The sequence below is a fragment of the Apilactobacillus sp. genome (assembly GCF_025290035.1).
Taxonomy (GTDB): Bacteria; Bacillota; Bacilli; order Lactobacillales; family Lactobacillaceae; genus Apilactobacillus.
Map to the genome: position 1 here is coordinate 222,857 of NZ_JAMBKT010000001.1, position 20,479 is coordinate 243,335.

Below are 20,479 nucleotides of genomic sequence, written 5' to 3' on the forward strand. Positions count from 1 at the left end.
CTTATATTTAGTTTGTGAACTTTATAACAAAATAAATTATAAACCATTTTCTATATAAAATAAACCCCTTTTTAATATTTTTTCAAACAAAAAAGCATTGAATATTATTCAATGCTTTTTCCTATTTTGTTAAATCAAATATGTTTACCCAATAAGAGTTACTGTTTAATCTAATCAATGCAAATGAGTCACCCACTTGTTCATTAAAGTGAGAATCGATTAAATGCATTTCCTTAAGCACTTGCACTTTTTGATCGCCATCAACATTCTTTGCAAATTTTATATCCTTAAAGTCTGCGAAGTCTTTTTCAGGCTCCCATAATGCTGAACCATCTTTTACAATCATTGTCTTTTCTAAATTGTAATCTGAAAGATTATCATTCTCAACTGGTTCCAAACTATGCTTGCTTAACATCTTTTCTACTGCTCGTTTAGATGCATTTCCATCCATCCATGATGCATATTTATCAAAGAATGCCATGTACTTTTCGTTTGGTTGCCAATCATCTAAAATCTCTTTTAGATTGGATACAACATCTTGAGTTGTTTTAACCATTGGTCCAGGAGCTTCTTTAACGAAGTCAAAATAGAATCCACGAATTTCATTCGCATATGCATCTAAATCATACGTGAAGAAAATCATTGGTCGTTTCAATGTTGCATAATCGAACATTACAGAAGAATAATCAGTAATTAAAACGTCACTAATTAAATATAAATCTGCAATATCTGGGTATTGACTTACATCCAAAGCGATATCAGTATAACTTGATAAGTCTAGATTGTTTGAAATTAAGTAATGTGTTCTAACTAAAACTAAAACATCACTACCAAAAGTATTCTTAATTTGATCTAAATCAAGATGTAATTTAGCTGTAAACTCATCATTTTTAACGTACTCATTATCGCGCCATGTTGGTGCGTACAATACAACCTTTTTATTGCTATTGATATTTAGTGATTGTTTAATTCTTTCAATATCATCAGTTGTATGATTAATTAATACATCATTTCTTGGGTATCCATCTAATTGCATTTGATTTGCTTTCATTCTAAATGCTCGTTGCATAATCTTAACTGAATACATATTAGGAGCAATCAATCTTGACCATCTGTTATCATCTTTAAAAACATCTTTATGATACTTTTGTGCATTCATTCCTGGCATTGTTACTTTCATAACATCAGCTGCCAGTGTTTTTAACGGTGTTCCATGCCAAGTTTGTAAAACAATAGTATCTTCACTAGGTTGCCATCTAAATGGTCTTCTAACATTGGTTACCCAATATTTAGCTCTAGCTTGTTTCCAAATACTACTAAACCCAAAGCGAAGAATATATGGAATTTTATTATCAATGAAGTATTGCTTATCTTCATTATTAACATTCCAATATAGTTTATATTGTGGATAATTATCCCTCATGTATTCATAGATAGCTTTAGGGTTATCTGAATATTGAGTTCCAAAGAAACTTTCAAAAATAACAATGTTCTTCTTTGATAATTTCTTGGATAACCAATTTAAAATTTCCGCTTGTAAATAATTAGTATTAAAGAAATGACCAATTTTTCTAGTAATCAACTTATCATCAGGCTCTTGATCTAATTCAGTATCGTTAGTATTTAAGACGGTTTCAACAACTTGCTTTGTTGCTGTTCCTCCATCCCCATATTGTGCGAACTCTGTATAGAACTGATCTAATTGTTCTTTATATTGGTCATGAACACTATTTAAATTAGCTAAGCTATCAATTAATTTATTTTCATCATAAACAATTGGACCAGGCATTTGTTTATCATAATCTAGATAAACACCACGATTTTCTTCATCTAAATACCAGTCTTTATCATATGCATAAAAAATCATAGGTCGTTTTAAATGAGCAAAATCAAACATAACTGATGAATAATCGGTTACCAACGTATCAGCAATTAGATATAAGTCATTAATGTTGTCATAGTCACTAACATCATAGACAAATCCAGGATTAGAATAAAAACTATTTGAGTGTGCTACAAAATAATGCAATCTAACTAATAATACATAATCATCAGAAAGTTTTTCTTGTAGTTTATCTAGGTCCAATTTAAAGTCAAATCCAGCATCCGCTCTATAGGTTGGAGCATATAAGATAACTTTTTTATCTAACGGAATACCAATTTTATTCTTAATTTGATTACAATAATCAACATTGTTGTTGGTATACAATTCATCATTTCTAGGAAAACCAGATTTAATAATCTTTTGACTATAATTAAATGCCTTGCTTGCAGTTCTTGCCATATAGTCTGATGGAACAACTAAATAGTCCCAACGACGATTACGGCTAGCAAAAAGGTTTTGAATCTTCTTTGTTCCAAATTTAAAGTGTGGTTCATCATAACCCATGTGCTTTAAAAATGTTCCATGAAGAGTTTCTACTTCAATTTGTCCCTTTCGCTTAGCATATCTATTTGGCATATTTGTATTCTGAATAATATATTTAGCAACCGCTAAGTAATACCAATATTTAAAGCTATTAACCTTTACTTTATCAGCATTCCCACTGATTTTTGTTTCAACGTTATTGAAAATCCAAACAGTTTTTATTTCAGGATGCTCTTTAACTACATATTCATACATCAATCTTTCATTGCTATCGAATTTAGAAGACCAATATGAATCGAAAATCATAATTTTTCTTAGCGGTAGAAATCTCATTAAAGGATATAGCAATGAGTATGATAGTGATCTAAGTGATTTTTTAGAATCAATTAGTTTAAAGAATGGCTGGTTAATACATAATAAGATGTTTTTATCAGCATCTTTTTTCACTTCATATTTAACAACTGTTTTGCCTTTGAAAGGTAAATCAGTTAACCCAATCTTGGCTTTTTTCGCATACTTAATTCGATAAATATCTACTCGATTTTCATTATAGATGTACGCCTTAAATTGATAATCTCCGCTTAAAAGATTTAGCTGCGTTTTTTGATCGTTGGTTAACTCGTAATTGAAAGATAAAATACCTTCATTAAATTTCAAATCGTTATTATCTTTATTAAGAACAACTCTGGTTTGCTTATCCTTACTAATCATTTCAACACGACTATTATTAATATTAACGTTCTTTAAATCACTATAGTTTTTTAACTTAGCTTCTACCTTTAAGACGTTGGAATTATTAATCGTCATTTTATTGATGACAAAAGGAGTTCTTTCATATGTCATTTCCATATGATTGGGGTCACCATAATACATTGATAATGAATAATCATTAGATAAATTAATTTGTTTATGCATCTTTTCAGAGAAGAATGAATATCCGACTAATGCGTTAGTAACTGTATCACGAATAAATAAGCCGACTTTTTTATTTACAAATAGCTTATTGAAATCACCCAATGCAAAAATAAAGCCACCCTCATGATCTTGCTTCGCAATAACTTGATTGTGTCCATCTGACATAACCATATTGTAATCACTGGCAGTTGCATTAGCCATATTGAAAATAACGTGTTCTTCATCCTTAACGGTTGGAACACTAATTATTGGATCATGGCCTTTTTTAGCTTCAATACTATCAACATCAAATACTAATGTTCCAACACTGTTGTATCTAGTAATAACCTTAAACCCGTCTCTTTCAAACGGCATTAATTTCTTATCAGCTAACTTAGCGGTTGGATTAGTTGCTACATCGTTAATAAAATACTTATTGCTGATTGAATTACTAATTTGTAATTTCCATGTCCCAACACCTAGATGTTTAATTGCTTTTGGAATACTAAAGACAACTTCGTATCCAGCATTATTGTACTTACCCTTAGGCTTCATAATACGTTTTAATAATACTGTTGGCTTTCTAATAATATTTACGCTAAAGGACTTATTATTTTTTATATTAATTAATTTGGCTGTAATGGATTCACTTGAATTGGATTTCTTGAACCATTTTTTTATTAATTTAATTCGATTGAATTTAAAAGCACCACTGATTTCAAAAGTACCCTTCTTAATATCTCTATATTCAGCCTTACGAATTTTTTGATCAATTTTACAATTATTGTTATCTAAAATTAGCTCTTTAATTAGTTCTTTATCATCACTAATTTCTGGCAATCTTAGTTGGTACTTTTTACCATGGAAACTATCTTTAAATTCACCTATCACTTCATTGTAAGTAAATGAATTAATCAAAGAGATGTCATTTATTTGAAGAGCATGATACATTATTTGGTGCTTAATTGGCAGTTGCTTAAATATATCTGCATTCCATAATTCCCAATCTCTTAGGAAAACATAAACCATTTCTTGGACTTTGTATATATAGTCTTCTTCATTATCACCAAGGTTTTGGATAAAAATGTATATGTCCAAGAATAAAACCTTATACATAAAATCGCTGATGATACTATCGTCCTTAGTAAAACCAGCATCCAATAACATTTTATATGCAATATTTAAAGCATCCAAACGGTTTTGGAAGTTAGAAAGCGCACTTCTTGTTTGAGTAATTGAATCTGAACTTTCTCGCCATCTCCATTTGTAGACAACATCTTCAATAATGGATGTCTTTTTTGATTTCAAGTGCACATCTAAAGTGAAGGGAATATCTTCGTAAATCATCCCTTCAATGAATTGAATATTATTTTCCACTATAAAAGAACGCTTGTATAACTTATTCCATACAGTAGTATCATATAGCAAATCATGATTATTTCTAATATCAGTAGAATTATAGTCATCATGCACAGCAAATGAGTGCAGATATGAATTAGTTAAACGATATTTATCAAAACGTTCTACGAATCCAACAACAACATCAGAATCGTTTTGACGTGCTTTATAAGTTAAATTGGAATATGCATCTTCTGGGACAATATCGTCACCATCAACAAATGCGATATATTGCCCTCTAGCATGCTTCATCCCATAATTTCTAGTGGTACTAATTCCACCGTTAGTCTTATGTAATGCTCTAAAGAAATCATATTTTTCAGCATATTCATCAATAATATCTTTTGTTTTATCTGTTGACTCATCATCAATCATCAATACTTCAAGGTTATCCTTGGGAAAAGTTGTATTTGCAATTGAGTCTAAACATCTTCTGATATAATCTTCGACGTTATAACAGGCTACAATCACAGATAAATATGGTTCTCTCATTGTTATTACATCTCACTTATCTTTTTGTTTGTTATAAATATTGAAAATAAAAAAATACCGATTAAAAATTCGGTCAATTGGTGCAAAGTAATATAGCGATTACTTTGAATGATATAGCTAAATTATATCATTAATAACTTCATTTTTAATTGGTATTTTATTAATATTTATTCATTTTTAGGTAATACTAAATTCAATATTACTCCTAAGATTACTGAAACAGCTAATCCGTTTAAAGGTAATGTTCCGATTTTTAACATGAATCCACCAACACCGATTACTAAGATAGTTGATATGATCATTAAGTTTCTCTTCTTAGCTAAATCAATTTGGTTTTCAATCATGATCTTAATCCCACTAGAAGCAATAGTACCGAATAGCAAGAAACTAATACCACCAATTACAGGTAGTGGCATTTGCATTATTAGTACGTTTAACTTATTAATAAATGAGAATAATACGGCGAAGATTGCAGCTCCGATTAAAACATAAACACTATGAATCTTTGTAATCGCCATAACTCCAATGTTTTCACCATAACTTGTAACGGCTGGTCCACCAAATAATCCAGCGAAGACTGATGCTAATCCGTCCCCTGTTAAAGTTCTGTTTAGACCAGGGTTTTTAAAATAATTTCTACCAGTTAATTCATCTAAGACCATTAAGTGACCCAAATGTTCAGTAATTGTCACAAAGGCAATTGGTGCGATTGCAATAATTGCTCCCCATTCAAACTTAACGTTGTATGAAACAAATGGAATTTCAAATTTAGGCATTGCAAACCATGGTGCATTTGCAATAGTAGATAGATTTACTAGTCCCATTGCGATTGAAATTACATAACCGCAGATGATTGCTAATAAGATTGGCATAAAGCCAAGGAAGCCTTTTACATACATATTAAAGAATATTGCTAATAATAATGTTACAAGCGAAACGATAACGTATTTGTAGTCATAGTTACCATTATTTAACATTGCATCGTTGGCAGCACTTCCTGCTAATGATAAACCAATTACAATAACAACTGGTCCTACCACTACGGCTGGCAATAACTTATCAATCCATTCTGAACCAATCATGCTGATCAATAGAGCGACAATTAGGTAAATAACCCCAACAGCGATCACTCCTTGAGCGATTCCAGGATAACCTGTCACTTGCATCAAATATTTCATTGGAACAATGAAAGCAAAACTAGATCCCATGTATGCGGGAATTTTCTTTTGTGTCACTAAGATATGAATTAATGTTCCTACACCTGATGTAAATAGTGCAATACTTGGACTCAATCCAACTAGTAATGGCACAATTACTGTACTCCCAAACATTGAGAACATGTGTTGTAATGATAAACCAATCCATAGCCAGAATCCCGGTTTGTCATTAACATCTAAAATAACATCTTGCTTTTTATCCATAATTCTTCCTCCCAAAAACTTAAGAGCTTTAATTTAGCAAAAAAGGTCTATTTATCCCGAGATAAATAGACCTTTACAAATTTTAATTAAATTCGTTCAATCTTTTCAGCCTCACGGGACTAAATTAAAGACTCTATATTTTTATTAAATAATACTTAGATTAATAAGAAATGTCAACTACTTTTTATCAGTTTCTTCTTCATCTGTTTGTAGAACCGCCATAAATGCAGCTTGTGGAATATCAACTTTACCAACTGCCTTCATACGCTTCTTACCAGCCTTTTGCTTTTCAAGTAGTTTCATTCTTCTAGTTCTATCCCCACCATATAGGTGCGCAGTAACATCTTTTCGATAAGCTTTAATATTAGTTCTAGCAATAACTTTAGCTCCAATAGCAGCTTGAACTGGAATTTCAAAGTTTTGTCTAGGGATAATCTTTTTAAGCTTTTCAACAATAATTCTGGCACGACTTGCTGAGAATTGTCGATGTGAAATAAAACTCAATGCATCAACCTTTTCACCATTTAACAAGATATCAATCTTAACTAAATCAGATGGCTTGTAGTCACCTAATTCATAATCAAGTGACGCATACCCTCTGGTAGTTGATTTCAACTTATCAAAGAAATCAAAAATGATTTCTGATAGTGGAATTGAATACATGATATTAACTCTATAATCATCAATATATTCCATTGTATCAAACTGACCACGTCTTGATTGGCAAAGTTCCATTACCGCTCCAACATAGTCATTTGGCACCATTACGGTTGCATTAACATATGGTTCTTCAACTGACTTAATTTCGGATGCATCAGGCATTTCTGATGGGTTTTCCACATCTTTACGATTACCATCTGTTGTGAACACATGGTAAGTAACTGATGGAGCTGTTGTAATAAGATCTAGATTAAATTCTCTTTCTAATCTTTCTTGAACAACATCCATGTGCAACATTCCTAAGAATCCACATCTAAATCCAAATCCTAGCGCTTGTGAAGATTCTGGTTCAAATTCTAACGCTGCATCATTAAGCTTTAGTTTTTCTAGAGATTCTCTTAAATCTGTGAATTTGGCGTTATCAGTAGGATACAATCCAGAATAGACCATTGGTTCCATTTCACGATAACCAGGCAAAGCTTCTTCTGCAGGATTATTAGCATTAGTTACAGTATCCCCAACCCTAGTTTGGTTAATATCCTTGATACTTGCGGTAATGTATCCAACATCCCCTGCCATTAAATATTCTCTTTGAACTGGATGTGGAGAGTTAACACCGACTTCGGTTACTTCATATTCACTTCCACTGTTCATTAATCTGATTTTATCGCCGGGCTTAACGACCCCATCTTCTAAGCGAACACTAAGAACAACTCCACGATAGTCATCATAGACTGAGTCAAATACTAATGCCTTTAGTGGCGCATCTAAATCACCAGTAGGTGCTGGAACTTCTTCGACAATTCTTTCTAATAAATCTTCAATTCCAATTCCCTTTTTAGCACTAGCTAGCACAGCGTTATCTGCATCAATTCCAATGATGTCTTCTACTTCTTTTTTAACCATATCTGGTCTAGCAGAAGGTAGATCAATCTTATTAATTACTGGAACAATTTCCAAATCGTCATCAATTGCTAAGTAAACATTAGCTAAGGTTTGAGCTTCAACACCTTGGGCTGCATCAACAACTAATACAGCACCCTCACAAGCTGCCAAACTTCTTGAAACTTCATATGAAAAATCGACATGTCCAGGTGTATCGATTAAGTGAAATTCATAATCATGACCGTCTTTAGCATGATATTTTAGTTCAACTGCATTTAATTTGATTGTGATTCCACGTTCTCTTTCAAGTTCCATATCATCCAACAATTGATTTTGCATGTCTCTTTTAGCGACAGTATCTGTCATTTCCAAAATTCGATCAGCTAAAGTAGATTTACCATGATCAATATGAGCAACAATCGAAAAGTTACGAATGTATTTTTGATGTTCCTTCATTTTTTCTAAATCCATGTTTATTCCTACTTTCAACGTAATATATTAATATAATTATAACAACCGCACACGGTTTGTACAAACTAAATAATATTAATAGCAAACAAAAAAAGAGTCGCTTTAACGACTCTTTTTATTTACTTCTTACCGTTCATAGCGTCCTTCATTTTTTCGAAAAAACCACCATCTTTGTAGTCTTTTTCTCCAGAAGCTTCAGCAAATGCTTTAAGCGCTATCTTTTGTTGTTTATTAAGGTTCTTAGGTGTAACTACCTTAACAGTAACTAATTGATCTCCCTTTGAACCACTGTTAATTCTAGGCATCCCTTTTCCTCTAAGTCTAAATGTTGTATTAGATTGAGTTCCAGCCGGAACCTTCATTTCAACATCGCCATAGACTGTTTTTACCTTAATCGTACTTCCTAGTGTAGCTTGAGTAAATGAAATGTCTTGGTCATAGTATAAATCATCACCTTGACGTTCGAATTCACGACTTTCTTTTACCCTAAAGACAATGAATAAATCACCGTAAGGTCCACCGTTTTCACCAGCTTCACCTTGTCCTTGTAATCTCATTTGTTGTCCGTCATCCACACCAGCAGGAATTTTAACTTCTACCTTGTGGCTTTCGTGCATGTGACCTGAACCATGACACTTGTCACATTTTTCTTTAATTTCTTTACCAGTTCCGCCACAAGTAGGACATGGATGTTGAGTTTGCATTCTTCCAAATGGAGTATCTTGAACACCAGTTACATATCCACTACCGTTACATTCATGACAAGTTTCTGGATGGGTTCCTGGTTTAGCCCCAGAACCTTCACACTTATCACATTTAGCTTCTCTATCATATGTGATAGTAGTAGTCTTACCAAATACTGCATCTTCGAAATTAATCGTCATTTGGTATTGTAAGTCTCTTCCCTTTACAGGTGCATTAGGATCTCTTTGTGCTCTTCCACCGGCGCCACCACCGAAGAATTGACTAAAGATATCATCGAATCCACCGCCACCAAATCCTGAGAATCCACCGGCGCCACCGAAACCACCAGCACCGCCACCAAATCCTCCAGCAGGACCTTCTGCTGAACCGAATTGGTCGTAGTTTTGACGTTTTTGATCATCACTTAGCACTTCATATGCTTCGTTTATTTCTTTAAATTTTTTTTCGGCACCAGGTTCTTTATTGATGTCGGGATGATACTTTTTAGACATTTTACGATATGCTCGTTTGATTTCGTCTTGACTGGCATCTTTTGATATTCCTAATATTGAATAATAATCTTTATCAGCCATTGTTATCCCCCATTAATATTTTTGCAATAAAAGGCCAAAGCCCATCAGTCAGACTTTGACCTTTTATTGAATAATTATTTATTATTTTTTGTCGTCATCGTTAACTTCATGGAAATCGCCGTCAACTGTGTTGTCGTCTTTACCCTTAGCATCTGATGAGTCAGCTGATGCAGCTTGGTCGCCGCCTTGAGCTTGTTCTTGTTGGTATAACTTAACAGCAAGTGCTTGTACTTGTTGGCTCAAGTCGTCTTTCTTAGCCTTCATTTCTTCTAAGTTGTTGTCGTCTTTAGCTTTCTTCAATGCATCTTCAGCTTCTTTAGCCTTCTTGATTTCATCTTCAGAAACCTTACCTTCAACATCCTTTAGAGTCTTATCAGTTTGGAAGATTAATTGATCTACTTCGTTCTTTAGATCTACTTCTTCTTTACGTTTCTTGTCTTCTTCTTCATTCTTCTTTGCTTCATCCATCATACGTTGGATTTCATCATCTGAAAGACCGTTTGAATCTTTGATGGTAATCTTTTGTTCCTTACCAGTACCTTTATCCTTAGCAGAAACATTTACGATACCATTCTTATCAATATCAAACTTAACTTCGATTTGAGGAATTCCACGAGGTGCTGCAGGAATATCAGTCAATTGGAATTGACCTAATGTCTTGTTATCAGCAGCCATTGGACGTTCACCTTGAAGAACATGGATGTCAACAGCTGGTTGGTTATCAGCAGCAGTTGAGAATACTTGTGATTTTGAAGTTGGAATAGTTGTATTTCTATCGATTAACTTAGTGAATACACCACCCATAGTTTCAATACCTAATGATAGTGGAGTAACATCCAATAGAACAACATCCTTAACATCACCAGTTAGCACACCACCTTGAACGGCAGCACCAAGTGCAACGGCTTCATCAGGATTGATTGAGTGGTTTGGTTCTTTTCCAGTCCAGTTCTTAACAGCTTCTTGAACAGCTGGAATACGAGTTGAACCACCATTTAGGATAACTTCATCAATGTCTGAAGTGCTTAATCCGGCATCTTTTAGGGCATTGTCAAAAGCAACTTTAGTCTTATCAACTAAGTCAGAAGTTAATTCATTAAACTTAGCACGTGATAGGCTTGTTTCTAAGTGAAGTGGACCATTGTCACCAGAAGCGATAAATGGAAGACTGATTTCAGTTTCTGAAACACCTGATAGGTCTTTCTTAGCTTTTTCAGCAGCGTCCTTTAGACGTTGTAAAGCCATCTTGTCTTGTGATAAGTCAATTCCGTTTTCGTTCTTAAATTGTTCAACTAAGTAGTCCATGATTCTCTTATCGAAATCATCACCACCAAGGTGAGTATCACCATTAGTTGAAAGTACTTGGAATACACCATCACCTAATTCAAGAACAGAAACATCAAAAGTACCACCACCAAGGTCATATACTAAAACCTTTTCGTCTTTGTCTTGTTTGTCTAGACCATATGCTAATGCAGCAGCAGTTGGTTCGTTAATGATACGTTTTACATCAAGACCGGCAATCTTACCAGCATCTTTAGTAGCTTGTCTTTGTGAATCATTGAAGTATGCAGGAACAGTAATAACTGCTTCACTAACTGTATCTCCAAGATAATCTTCAGCAAATCCCTTGATGTATTGTAGGATCATAGCTGAAATTTGTTGTGGTGTATATTTCTTACCATCAACATCAACAGTGTAACCTTCTTCACCCATGTGACTCTTAATTGAAGCGATTGTGTTTGGATTAGTGATCATTTGGCGCTTAGCTACTTCACCAACTTGTGGTTCGCCATCTTTAAATGCAACTACAGATGGTGTAGTTCTTGCACCTTCAGGATTAGTAATGATTTTTGGTTCTTTACCTTCTAGTACAGCAACAGCTGAGTTAGTGGTACCTAAATCGATACCGATAATTTTATTACTTGCCATAATTTATTATCCCCTTATTATCAAATTTATTATTGTGCTACAACAACCATACATGGTCTGATAACTCTATCAGCTAATTTGTAGCCTTTTTGTAAAATTTCAACAACTGTGTCAGCAGGATGTTCATCATCTGCTGGAACAGTTTGTACAGCTTGACATTCATTTGGATCAAACTTCTTATTTAAAACATCAATTTCTTCAATTCCGTTTTCGGATAAAGCCTTATTAAAATGTTTTAAAACAAGTTCAACACCTTGCTTTAATTGTTTTCCGTTTTCATCTGAAACTTCAACTTGAAGAGCTCGATCTAAATTATCCATTACTGGTAAAACACTAGTGGCTAATTTTTGACCATCATATTTATAAATATCTGCTCTTTCCCTTTTAAAGCGTGTTTGCATATTTTGCATTTCTGCTTCAGCGCGAAGGTACTTGTCAGAGAAATCATCAACTTGTGCTTGAAGTTCTTTAACTTTTTCTTCTAAAGGATTTTTAGCGTCCTTTTTCGCTTTTTCTTTCTTAGTGCCCTTATCATTAGCTACTTTTTCTTTTTTATCAGTAGCTTCTTTTAGGTCTTTTTCATCATCCTTCTTACTTGCCAAGTGAATGCCTCCTTTTACTGATTATATTTATCATAATAATTTCTCAGTTTTTTTGATAACTCATTTCTAAATCCATCCACAATACCAATCACTCTTGAATATGGCATCCTGGTAGGACCTAAAACAGCTATAACACCTTTACCATATGGTCCTACATCATAAGAACCAGTGATGATACTGTAATCCTTCAACAACTCATTACTCAATTCCGGACCAATTTTAACTGATACAGAATTGTCAGAGCTCTTAATGAACTTGGATGCATCATCTTTATCATTAAGTAAAGAATAAATTGGCTTCAAATAACTGACGTCATTATTATCAGTAAAACTCAATAAGTTCAGTTCTCCGCCAATGTAAAATTGGTTAGTAGAAGCTTCAGCTAAAACATCGTCTAGTGTTTTAACTAAATTATCTGGATCACTAACATACTTAAGGATTTCTGGAACGATTTCCTCTTTTAGTTTGATAACCACTTCATCAAGTGGGTTTCCAGCTAATTTATCATTAATCATTCTCACAATTGCTTCCAATCTATCTCCGCTAATATCTCCAGAAATATGGAAAACTTGATTAACGACTTCCTCATTACTAGTAATCAAAATTGCCATTACTTGATGATTCCCTAGTGGAACAAGTCTAAAACTGCCCAAAATAGGAACTGTTTCTTGTTCCGGCTTCAAGGTTAACGCCGTATAATTCGTTAAGTTTGATAGTATGTCAGCAGATTGCTTAACGATTTCATCAATTTGCCTAAAGCTTCCTGATAACGAATTTTGAATTAGCATCATATCGTTATTATCAATGGGATTAGGATTCAAAAGATTATCAACATAATAGCGATAACCTTCAATTGATGGAATTCTACCAGATGATGAATGGTTTTTAGTAATTAATCCAATCTCTTCTAAAAAAGCCATTTCATTTCTGACGGTCGCAGAACTAACATGAATTGGTAGTTGACTGGATAATGCCTTCGAACCTACTGGAACTCCTGACTTAGTGTAATCATTAACGATTACTTTTAAAATCATTTTTTCTCTTTCAGTTAGCATACCAGATCACTCCTTATCGATTAGCACCTTTAGCAGTCAAATACTTTAAGTGCTAACCACAATTTATAATATATCAGATACATCAAAATTGGTCAAGAAAAACGGCCACTACTTTTTAAAATATTCTCTCGTCATTTGTTCGTCGGATTTAAGCTGTTCTATCAGCTTTTCAACACCTTCAAATTTAACTTCGCCACGAAGACGATGTAACCAATCAATCTCTAAGACTTCACCATAAATGTTGTCATTAAAGTCTAAAATGTTTATTTCAACTGTAATTGGATTTTTGTCTCCAAAAGTAACATTTCTTCCAATTGATGCCATTCCGTGATGTTTTTCATCACCAATCCAAACATCAACAATATAAACACCAATTATGGGCAACCATTGTAATTCATCATGGTCGATGTTAGCTGTTGGATAACCTAATTCTCTCCCCCTGGCGAATCCATGGACAACGGTTCCGTTGGTTCTAAAAGGTCTTCCCAGTAGCATATTAACAGTATCAATGTGTCCTTGATCTAAATTTCTTCTGATTCTAGTGGAACTAATTTTAGCCAGATGGTAATCTGCTAGGTCAACTGATACGACATCGAATCTTCCAGATGAGTACTTAGGTAATAGGTCCATTGTTGCGTCTTTAGCACCATATGTATGGTCTGTTCCTGCAACAACTGTGTCAACGTTAAATCTAATTAGATAATTATCAACGAATTCTTGTGGTGATTGGTTTTGAAAGTTAAAACTATAGTTCACTTCAAAAACAATATCAACGCCTAACTTTTCTAACTCTTTAAATTTATTTTTTTGTAGAATGATGTCTCTTTTATCATGTGGTGATAATTGATCATATACAACTGCTGGTTTATGGTCATATGTCAGAACCCCTAAGGGCATCCCCTTTTCATCAGCAATTGTTTTAGCTTGATTTATTACCTTTTGGTGTCCCTTATGAATACCATCAAAGTATCCCATTGCTAGTATGATTTTTTCTTTTTGTTCAAATGATGCTTTTATCGGGTGATGTATATTGATAATTTTCATATTTTAAACCTTCTAAACTTATTGATTACTAAACATTTTTTCAGGCTTATATACCTGTTTGTTTTCGTCATAATAATAAATAGCCTTAACGGCATGTTTATAAGTTAACACACATTTATCATCTTTTGTATCAATAACATTCAGTGATAAAAAGCCCCCATTTTTAACGGTTTCCCATTGTGTATCATTTAATTCCAAATGTTTAAAATCAGATAAAGCAGAATCAATTGATTTCACAATTTCATCAATTTTATCATTTTCTACGGCAGCTCTAATATCGTCCAGTTTGAAAGTCTCATCGATATTGAAGCCACCGCTTTTAATTCTAGTTAAACTAGACATTACGGCAGGCATGTTTATTTTCTTACCAAAATCAACGGCTAATGTTCTTACATATGTTCCTTTTCCACAGCCAACTTCAAAGAAAATAGTTTGTTGCTTTTTTTCTTCGTCATATACGCTTGCTTTAGTTTGTTTAAAGTAGTGAATTTGAACATGTCTCTCTGGTCGTTCAACCGTTTCACCATTTCTTGCGTATTCATAAAGTCTTTTCCCGTTCACTTTAACGGCTGAATACATTGGCGGAATTTGTATTAAGTCTTCTGATACGAAACTTTTCAACAATTCATCAATCTGATCATTGGATAACGGTTTTTCAACATCTTTAGTGCTAACCACTTCGCCATCTAAGTCTTCTGTAGTGGTATCAAATCCTAAAGTAATACTGCCTTGATATATTTTTCCAGAATTCATTAAGTAATCAACTAATTTAGTTGCTTTTCCCAAACAAATGGGTAAGACTCCTTCAACATTAGGATCTAAGGTCCCACTATGACCAATTCTTTTCATTTTAAGAATGCCACGTAATTGACTAACACATGCAAAACTAGTCATTCCTTTTTCTTTATATAATGGGATAATTCCATCCATAATTATTCGCTCCTTGATTACTATTTAACGTAAATTATAGCATAATTGAACACTTTATTTTTCCATCAAAAAAAGCCTGCAAACAATTGCAGGCCTTTTTATTATTTTTATTGTTTCTTTAGTTGATTGATTAATTGATCAATCTTACTTCCATATTGAATGGAGCTATCTAATTTGAAAACTAATTCAGGAGTACGATAAATACTCAAGCGAGAACCAAGTTCACCTCTAATTAAAGATGTAGCTTTATCTAGTCCTTTTTGAGTAACTTCTTCTTCATCACCATTATCTGATAATGTGCTGTAATAGATGGTTGCTTGTTGTAAATCACCAGTAACATCTACCCCAGTAATAGTTACCCCTTGAACACGTGGATCTCTAACTCGTTTTAGTAAAATATCATTTACTTCTTTTTGAATTTCTTGTTCAAGTCTTCCAACTCTGTATTGAGCCATATTCATTCACTCCTTTACTTAGCAGGAACTTCCTTCATTTCGTATGCTTCTACAACGTCTCCTTCTTTAAGATCATTGTAGTTTTCAATTGTAAATCCACATTCGAAACCTTGTTTAACTTCTTTAGCATCATCCTTGAAACGCTTCAAACTATTAAGTTCACCGTTGTAGATAACAACGTTATCACGAATCAATCTAATCTTACTATCACGTTTGATTACACCACTGGTAACCATTCCACCGGCAATAGTACCAACTTTAGAAGCTTTGTATAGTTGTCTAATTTCAACTTCACCAGTAATGTGTTCTTCAAACTTAGGAGCAAGCATACCCTTCATTGCTGATTCAACTTCGTCAATTGCATCATAGATAACTTGATGTAAACGAATATCAACATTATCAGTTTCAGCTTGTGCCTTTGCTTGTGGAGTTGCACGAACGTTAAATCCAACGATAATCGCATTACTTGCCTGAGCTAACGCAATATCACTTTCATTAATCGCACCAACAGAACTGTGAACGATGTTAACTCTAACGCCTTCAACATCAATCTTTTGTAAACTTGATGCTAAAGCTTCAACTGAACCTTGAACATCAGCTTTAATGATAACTTCTACTTCTTTCATTTCTCCTTCTTTTAGAGATTCGAATAAGTTATCTAGAGTAACACTATTGTTCTTCTTACGTTCTTCCATTTGAGCTTCTTTAGCTCTTTCTTCACCGGCAGCACGAGCTGTTTTTTCATCATCAAAGACAACAAAACGGTCTCCGGCTTCAGGAACATCATTTAAACCAGTAATTTCAATTGGTGTAGATGGAGTTGCAACTTCAAGGTCTTCACCTAATTCATTAGTCATAGTTCTAACTCTACCGAAAGTGTCACCAACAACAATTGGATCACCAACGTGCATTGTTCCTTGTTGAACTAATAAAGTAGCAACTGGTCCACGACCACGGTCAAGTCTAGCTTCAATTACAGAACCTGCAGCATGTTGCTTAGGGTTAGCCTTTAGTTCCATAACGTCTGATTCTAGAAGAATCATATCTAGTAATTCGTCCACGTTAGTTCCCATCTTAGCAGATAGTTGAACGAAGATAGTGTCACCACCCCAGTCTTCTGGGATAAGTTCATAACTAGCTAATTGTTCAATAACATGGTTAGGGTTAGCACCCGGTTTATCAATCTTGTTAATTGCAACAATAATTGGTGTCTTGGCAGCCTTAGCATGATCGATAGCTTCGATTGTTTGTGGCATAACACCATCATCAGCAGCAACAACTAAAATGGTAATATCAGTGATATCAGCACCACGAGCACGCATTGCAGTAAATGCAGCATGTCCTGGTGTATCTAAGAATGTAATAGTTTTACCATTTCTCTTTAATTGGTAGGCACCAATAGCTTGTGTAATTCCACCAGCTTCACCAGCTGTGATGTGTGAGTTTCTCAAGTAATCAAGCAACGTAGTCTTACCATGGTCAACGTGACCCATGATAGTAACTACTGGTGCACGATCTTCTAAGTAATCAGTATTTTCTGCTTCTTCATCAAAAATTTTATCGATATCAGAAACGTTAACTTCAACTTTTTCTTCAGCTTTCATACCGTAGTCTTCAGCTAATAGTTCAATTGTATCCTTATCTAGAGATACATTTTGGTTAACCATAATTCCTAATAGGAATAATTTCTTAACAATTTCAGCAGGTTCTCTATGAATAAGCTTTCCAATTTCTTGAGCATTCATACCAACACTGTAAACTAAAGTTTCTGGTAATGGACGTTCTTTTCTTTCTGGAGCTTTCTTATTCTTGTTGTTTTGTCTAATACGTTGGTTCTTAGTGTACATCCCTGCAAACTTGTTGTTTCCACGGTTGTTCTTCTTATTAAACTTCTTCTTATTCTTCTTACCTTTTTTAAAGTCGGAAGATGAATTATTGTTTGTGTTGTTTGTGTTACTAGTGTTTCTTGTACTATTTGTATTGTTATTGTTCATAGATTGTCTTGCCTTATCATTATTATTTTGATTTAAAGTCTTACGTGGCTTTTCGGCAGGTTTCTTAGAATTATTGTTAGCATGTTTAGTGTTTGTGGCTTTGTCACTCTTAGCCGGCTTATTTTTTGAAGCAAAATGATCACGAATAGCTTTTTCTTCATCCGCTGTTAATCCGGACATATGATTTTTAACATCATATCCCTTCTTTTTTGCTTCATCAATTATTGTCTTACTAGCTACATTTATCTCTTTAGATAATTCGTAAATTCTTTTCTTACCCATACCATCACGTTCCTTTACAATTATTTGTCATTTCCTTCAAACGTTTGGCAAATCCATTATCCGCAATTCCGATTATGGTTCGAGGAATTCCAATTGCATCGCTTATGTCTACCTTAGTAAACATTTGATTGGTTGGAATGTTATATGAATTAGCCTTATCTGTAAATTTCTTCAAGCTGGCTTTTCCAGAGTCAGTAGCGATAATCAGAAATTTAATTTTATTCTTTTTTATTGCGTTAAGCAATATGTCTTCACCAGTGGTAATCTTACCAGCACGTTTTGCGATACCAATAAAGTTTAAAATTTGCTCTTTATTTGTCATTTTCAAAAAGTTCTTTTCTGGCTTGTTTATGATCAACGTATGCAATTAATTCATCGTAAAAGTCATCGCTTAGATTAACTGAGAAAACTTCGTTTAGTTTCTTAGAAGCCTTAGCCTTTTCAGCTACTTTTACATCAATTGATACATATGCTCCTCTACCTGATTTTTTACCAGTTTCATCAATAGAAACGTTATCTTCTTTATCTTTAACGATTCTAACTAAATCTTTTTTGGGAGCCATTTCACCGGTGACAACATCTTTTCTCATTGGAATTTTTCTTGTTCTCATTGAACCATCACTCCTTAAGCTGATAATTAGTCGTTATCAATTCCTTCATCATCATCTGTAGCATATTCTTCTACACCATCTGCTTCAGATTCTGATTTAATATCAATCTTGTATCCAGTTAACTTAGCAGCTAATCTAGCGTTTTGACCACGTTTACCAATGGCTAATGATAATTGATAATCTGGAACAATTACTGTACATGCTCTTTCATTTTCTTCATCAAAAATAACGTCAACTACTTCAGATGGATTTAATGAGTTAGCAATGAATTCGGCAGGATCTTCTGTCCATTGAACGATGTCCATGTTTTCTCCGCCAAGTTCATTAACGATTGTTTGTACACGTTGACCTCTTGGACCAACAGTAGTTCCAACTGGATCGATATCTTCACTGTTTGATCTAACAGCTACTTTAGCACGATCTCCAGCTTCTCTGGCAATTGAAACAATTTCAACAGTGCCATCATAAATTTCAGGAACTTCTTCTTCAAATAATCGTTTTAGTAAACCAGGTGCTGTTCTACTAACAAAGATTTGTGGCCCTTTGGTAGCATCTTCAACACGGTTAACATAGACCTTAATTCTATCTTGTGGTCTGTATTGTTCGTTTGGCATTTGATCATTCTTTGGCATTACAGCTTCAACCTTGCCTAAGTCAACATATACAAATCGATCATCTTGGCGTTCAATTTCACCAGTGATTAATTCATCTTGGTACTTACTGTATTTGTTATAAACAATAGTTCTTTCTGCTTCACGAACTCTTTGCATAATAACTTGCTTAGCAGTTTGAGCAGCAATTCTACCAAAATTCTTAGGTGTAACTTCAAACTTGATTTCATCGCCTAATTCATAACCACGGTTTAATTGTAGTGCATCTGCAATGCTGCATTCTAGACGTGGGTCAACTACTTCTTCAACGACTGTCTTTACAGCATATACGTGAATGTTACCCTTCTTTTCATCAAAAACTACTTCCACGTTTTGTGCTTGGTTGTAGTTTCGTTTGTAAGCTGACATTAATGCAGCTTCTAGGGCATCAATAACAGTTCCCTTAGAAATTCCCTTATCATTTTCTAGGGCATCTAATGCGCCTAAAAGTTCTTTACTCATTTTAATATCTCCCTTAGCTAAAATTTAATTGCTAGTCTTGCTTTGGCAATAGATTTTCTTGGTATATTTAAATCTTTAATTCGACCCTTTAAATTAACAGTCAAAATAAGTTCTTCATCACTTAACTCTTTCAATGTACCTTCGTATACTTTTTCACCATTGATAGGTGCATAAAGTGATACATGAATGTATTCACCAACTGCGTTTTCATAATCTTGAGGTTTCTTAAGAGGTCTTTCAGCTCCAGGTGATGATACTTCTAAAAAGTATGCTTGTGGAATTGGATCCGGTTCAATGGTATCTAGTTTTTCACTTAATTCATCTGATACCAAGGCACAGTCTTCAATGTTAATACCACCATCTTTATCAACATAAACTCTTAAATACCAACTCTTACCTTCATGTACGAATTCGATGTCATATAAATAAAAACCATGACTATCTAGAATTGGTGTTACTAATTCTTTTACTGTTTGTGTAACTTCGCTCAATGATACGCCTCCTAAAAAATCCAATAAAAAGAGCGAGCATTTCTGCTCACTCCTTTCTTCTCAGATATAAACTATCGTTATTTTACCATGGATAGTTATTTTAAT

The 20,479-nt window shown here is 33.9% G+C and carries 15 protein-coding genes; all 15 read right to left on the reverse strand.

Translation table 11 applies throughout. From position 1 onward, the window contains the following. Positions 1 to 121: 121 nt before the first annotated feature. Positions 122 to 5,152: a bifunctional glycosyltransferase/CDP-glycerol:glycerophosphate glycerophosphotransferase gene (locus M3005_RS01125; RefSeq protein WP_293792916.1), complete on the reverse strand. Its 5,031-nt coding sequence runs from the start codon at positions 5,150 to 5,152 to the stop codon at positions 122 to 124. Positions 5,153 to 5,319: 167 nt separating this feature from the next. Beyond that, entirely contained in the window at positions 5,320 to 6,573 is a 1,254-nt protein-coding gene (locus tag M3005_RS01130) for a solute carrier family 23 protein (RefSeq protein ID WP_293792917.1), read from the reverse strand. Positions 6,574 to 6,750: 177 nt separating this feature from the next. Continuing rightward, positions 6,751 to 8,589 carry a translation elongation factor 4 gene (gene lepA / locus M3005_RS01135; protein ID WP_293792919.1) on the reverse strand — a complete coding sequence of 613 codons (1,839 nt, stop codon included), beginning with the start codon at positions 8,587 to 8,589 and terminating at the stop codon, positions 6,751 to 6,753. Positions 8,590 to 8,708: 119 nt separating this feature from the next. Beyond that, positions 8,709 to 9,866: a molecular chaperone DnaJ gene (dnaJ, locus tag M3005_RS01140; protein WP_293792920.1), complete on the reverse strand. Its 1,158-nt coding sequence runs from the start codon at positions 9,864 to 9,866 to the stop codon at positions 8,709 to 8,711. An 81-nt stretch (positions 9,867 to 9,947) separates the two neighbouring features. Beyond that, complete coding sequence (gene dnaK, locus M3005_RS01145; protein ID WP_293792922.1) at positions 9,948 to 11,798, reverse strand: molecular chaperone DnaK; 1,851 nt, start codon at positions 11,796 to 11,798, stop codon at positions 9,948 to 9,950. A gap of 29 nt (positions 11,799 to 11,827) precedes the next feature. Further along, complete coding sequence (gene grpE / locus M3005_RS01150; protein WP_293792923.1) at positions 11,828 to 12,400, reverse strand: nucleotide exchange factor GrpE; 573 nt, start codon at positions 12,398 to 12,400, stop codon at positions 11,828 to 11,830. A 14-nt stretch (positions 12,401 to 12,414) separates the two neighbouring features. Continuing rightward, positions 12,415 to 13,455 (reverse strand): heat-inducible transcriptional repressor HrcA, encoded by a 1,041-nt coding sequence (gene hrcA / locus M3005_RS01155; RefSeq protein WP_293792924.1) that lies wholly within the window; start codon positions 13,453 to 13,455, stop codon positions 12,415 to 12,417. A gap of 108 nt (positions 13,456 to 13,563) precedes the next feature. Continuing rightward, the gene (ribF, locus tag M3005_RS01160; RefSeq protein WP_293792925.1) at positions 13,564 to 14,499 is read right to left on the reverse strand and encodes a riboflavin biosynthesis protein RibF; all 936 of its coding nucleotides are present in this window, start codon (positions 14,497 to 14,499) and stop codon (positions 13,564 to 13,566) included. Between the two features lie 18 nt (positions 14,500 to 14,517). After that, positions 14,518 to 15,429 carry a tRNA pseudouridine(55) synthase TruB gene (gene truB, locus M3005_RS01165; protein WP_293792926.1) on the reverse strand — a complete coding sequence of 304 codons (912 nt, stop codon included), beginning with the start codon at positions 15,427 to 15,429 and terminating at the stop codon, positions 14,518 to 14,520. 107 nt (positions 15,430 to 15,536) lie between these two features. Then, on the reverse strand, positions 15,537 to 15,884 hold the full coding sequence (gene rbfA, locus M3005_RS01170) for a 30S ribosome-binding factor RbfA (protein WP_293792927.1): 348 nt from the start codon (positions 15,882 to 15,884) through the stop codon (positions 15,537 to 15,539). Positions 15,885 to 15,898: 14 nt separating this feature from the next. Continuing rightward, on the reverse strand, positions 15,899 to 18,160 hold the full coding sequence (infB, locus tag M3005_RS01175) for a translation initiation factor IF-2 (RefSeq protein ID WP_293792928.1): 2,262 nt from the start codon (positions 18,158 to 18,160) through the stop codon (positions 15,899 to 15,901). Positions 18,161 to 18,164: 4 nt separating this feature from the next. Further along, on the reverse strand, positions 18,165 to 18,482 hold the full coding sequence (locus M3005_RS01180; protein ID WP_053950144.1) for a L7Ae/L30e/S12e/Gadd45 family ribosomal protein: 318 nt from the start codon (positions 18,480 to 18,482) through the stop codon (positions 18,165 to 18,167). Further along, entirely contained in the window at positions 18,472 to 18,771 is a 300-nt protein-coding gene (rnpM, locus tag M3005_RS01185) for an RNase P modulator RnpM (RefSeq protein WP_293792929.1), read from the reverse strand. The genes M3005_RS01180 and rnpM overlap by 11 nt, the downstream gene beginning before the upstream one ends. A gap of 26 nt (positions 18,772 to 18,797) precedes the next feature. After that, complete coding sequence (gene nusA / locus M3005_RS01190) at positions 18,798 to 19,883, reverse strand: transcription termination factor NusA (protein WP_293792930.1); 1,086 nt, start codon at positions 19,881 to 19,883, stop codon at positions 18,798 to 18,800. A 17-nt stretch (positions 19,884 to 19,900) separates the two neighbouring features. Further along, positions 19,901 to 20,374, reverse strand: a complete 474-nt coding sequence (gene rimP, locus M3005_RS01195; protein ID WP_053950147.1) for a ribosome maturation factor RimP — start codon at positions 20,372 to 20,374, stop codon at positions 19,901 to 19,903. Positions 20,375 to 20,479: the final 105 nt, after the last annotated feature.

Coding starts and splice junctions, on each gene's coding strand:
- nusA (WP_293792930.1), bottom strand. CDS start 19,883: ATGAGTAAAGAACTTTTAGGCGCATTAGATGCCCTAGAAAATGATAAG.
- hrcA (WP_293792924.1), bottom strand. CDS start 13,455: ATGCTAACTGAAAGAGAAAAAATGATTTTAAAAGTAATCGTTAATGAT.
- M3005_RS01125 (WP_293792916.1), bottom strand. CDS start 5,152: ATGAGAGAACCATATTTATCTGTGATTGTAGCCTGTTATAACGTCGAA.
- truB (WP_293792926.1), bottom strand. CDS start 15,429: ATGGATGGAATTATCCCATTATATAAAGAAAAAGGAATGACTAGTTTT.
- rnpM (WP_293792929.1), bottom strand. CDS start 18,771: ATGAGAACAAGAAAAATTCCAATGAGAAAAGATGTTGTCACCGGTGAA.
- M3005_RS01180 (WP_053950144.1), bottom strand. CDS start 18,482: ATGACAAATAAAGAGCAAATTTTAAACTTTATTGGTATCGCAAAACGT.
- dnaJ (WP_293792920.1), bottom strand. CDS start 9,866: ATGGCTGATAAAGATTATTATTCAATATTAGGAATATCAAAAGATGCC.
- M3005_RS01130 (WP_293792917.1), bottom strand. CDS start 6,573: ATGGATAAAAAGCAAGATGTTATTTTAGATGTTAATGACAAACCGGGA.
- ribF (WP_293792925.1), bottom strand. CDS start 14,499: ATGAAAATTATCAATATACATCACCCGATAAAAGCATCATTTGAACAA.
- rbfA (WP_293792927.1), bottom strand. CDS start 15,884: ATGGCTCAATACAGAGTTGGAAGACTTGAACAAGAAATTCAAAAAGAA.
- infB (WP_293792928.1), bottom strand. CDS start 18,160: ATGGGTAAGAAAAGAATTTACGAATTATCTAAAGAGATAAATGTAGCT.
- lepA (WP_293792919.1), bottom strand. CDS start 8,589: ATGGATTTAGAAAAAATGAAGGAACATCAAAAATACATTCGTAACTTT.
- dnaK (WP_293792922.1), bottom strand. CDS start 11,798: ATGGCAAGTAATAAAATTATCGGTATCGATTTAGGTACCACTAACTCA.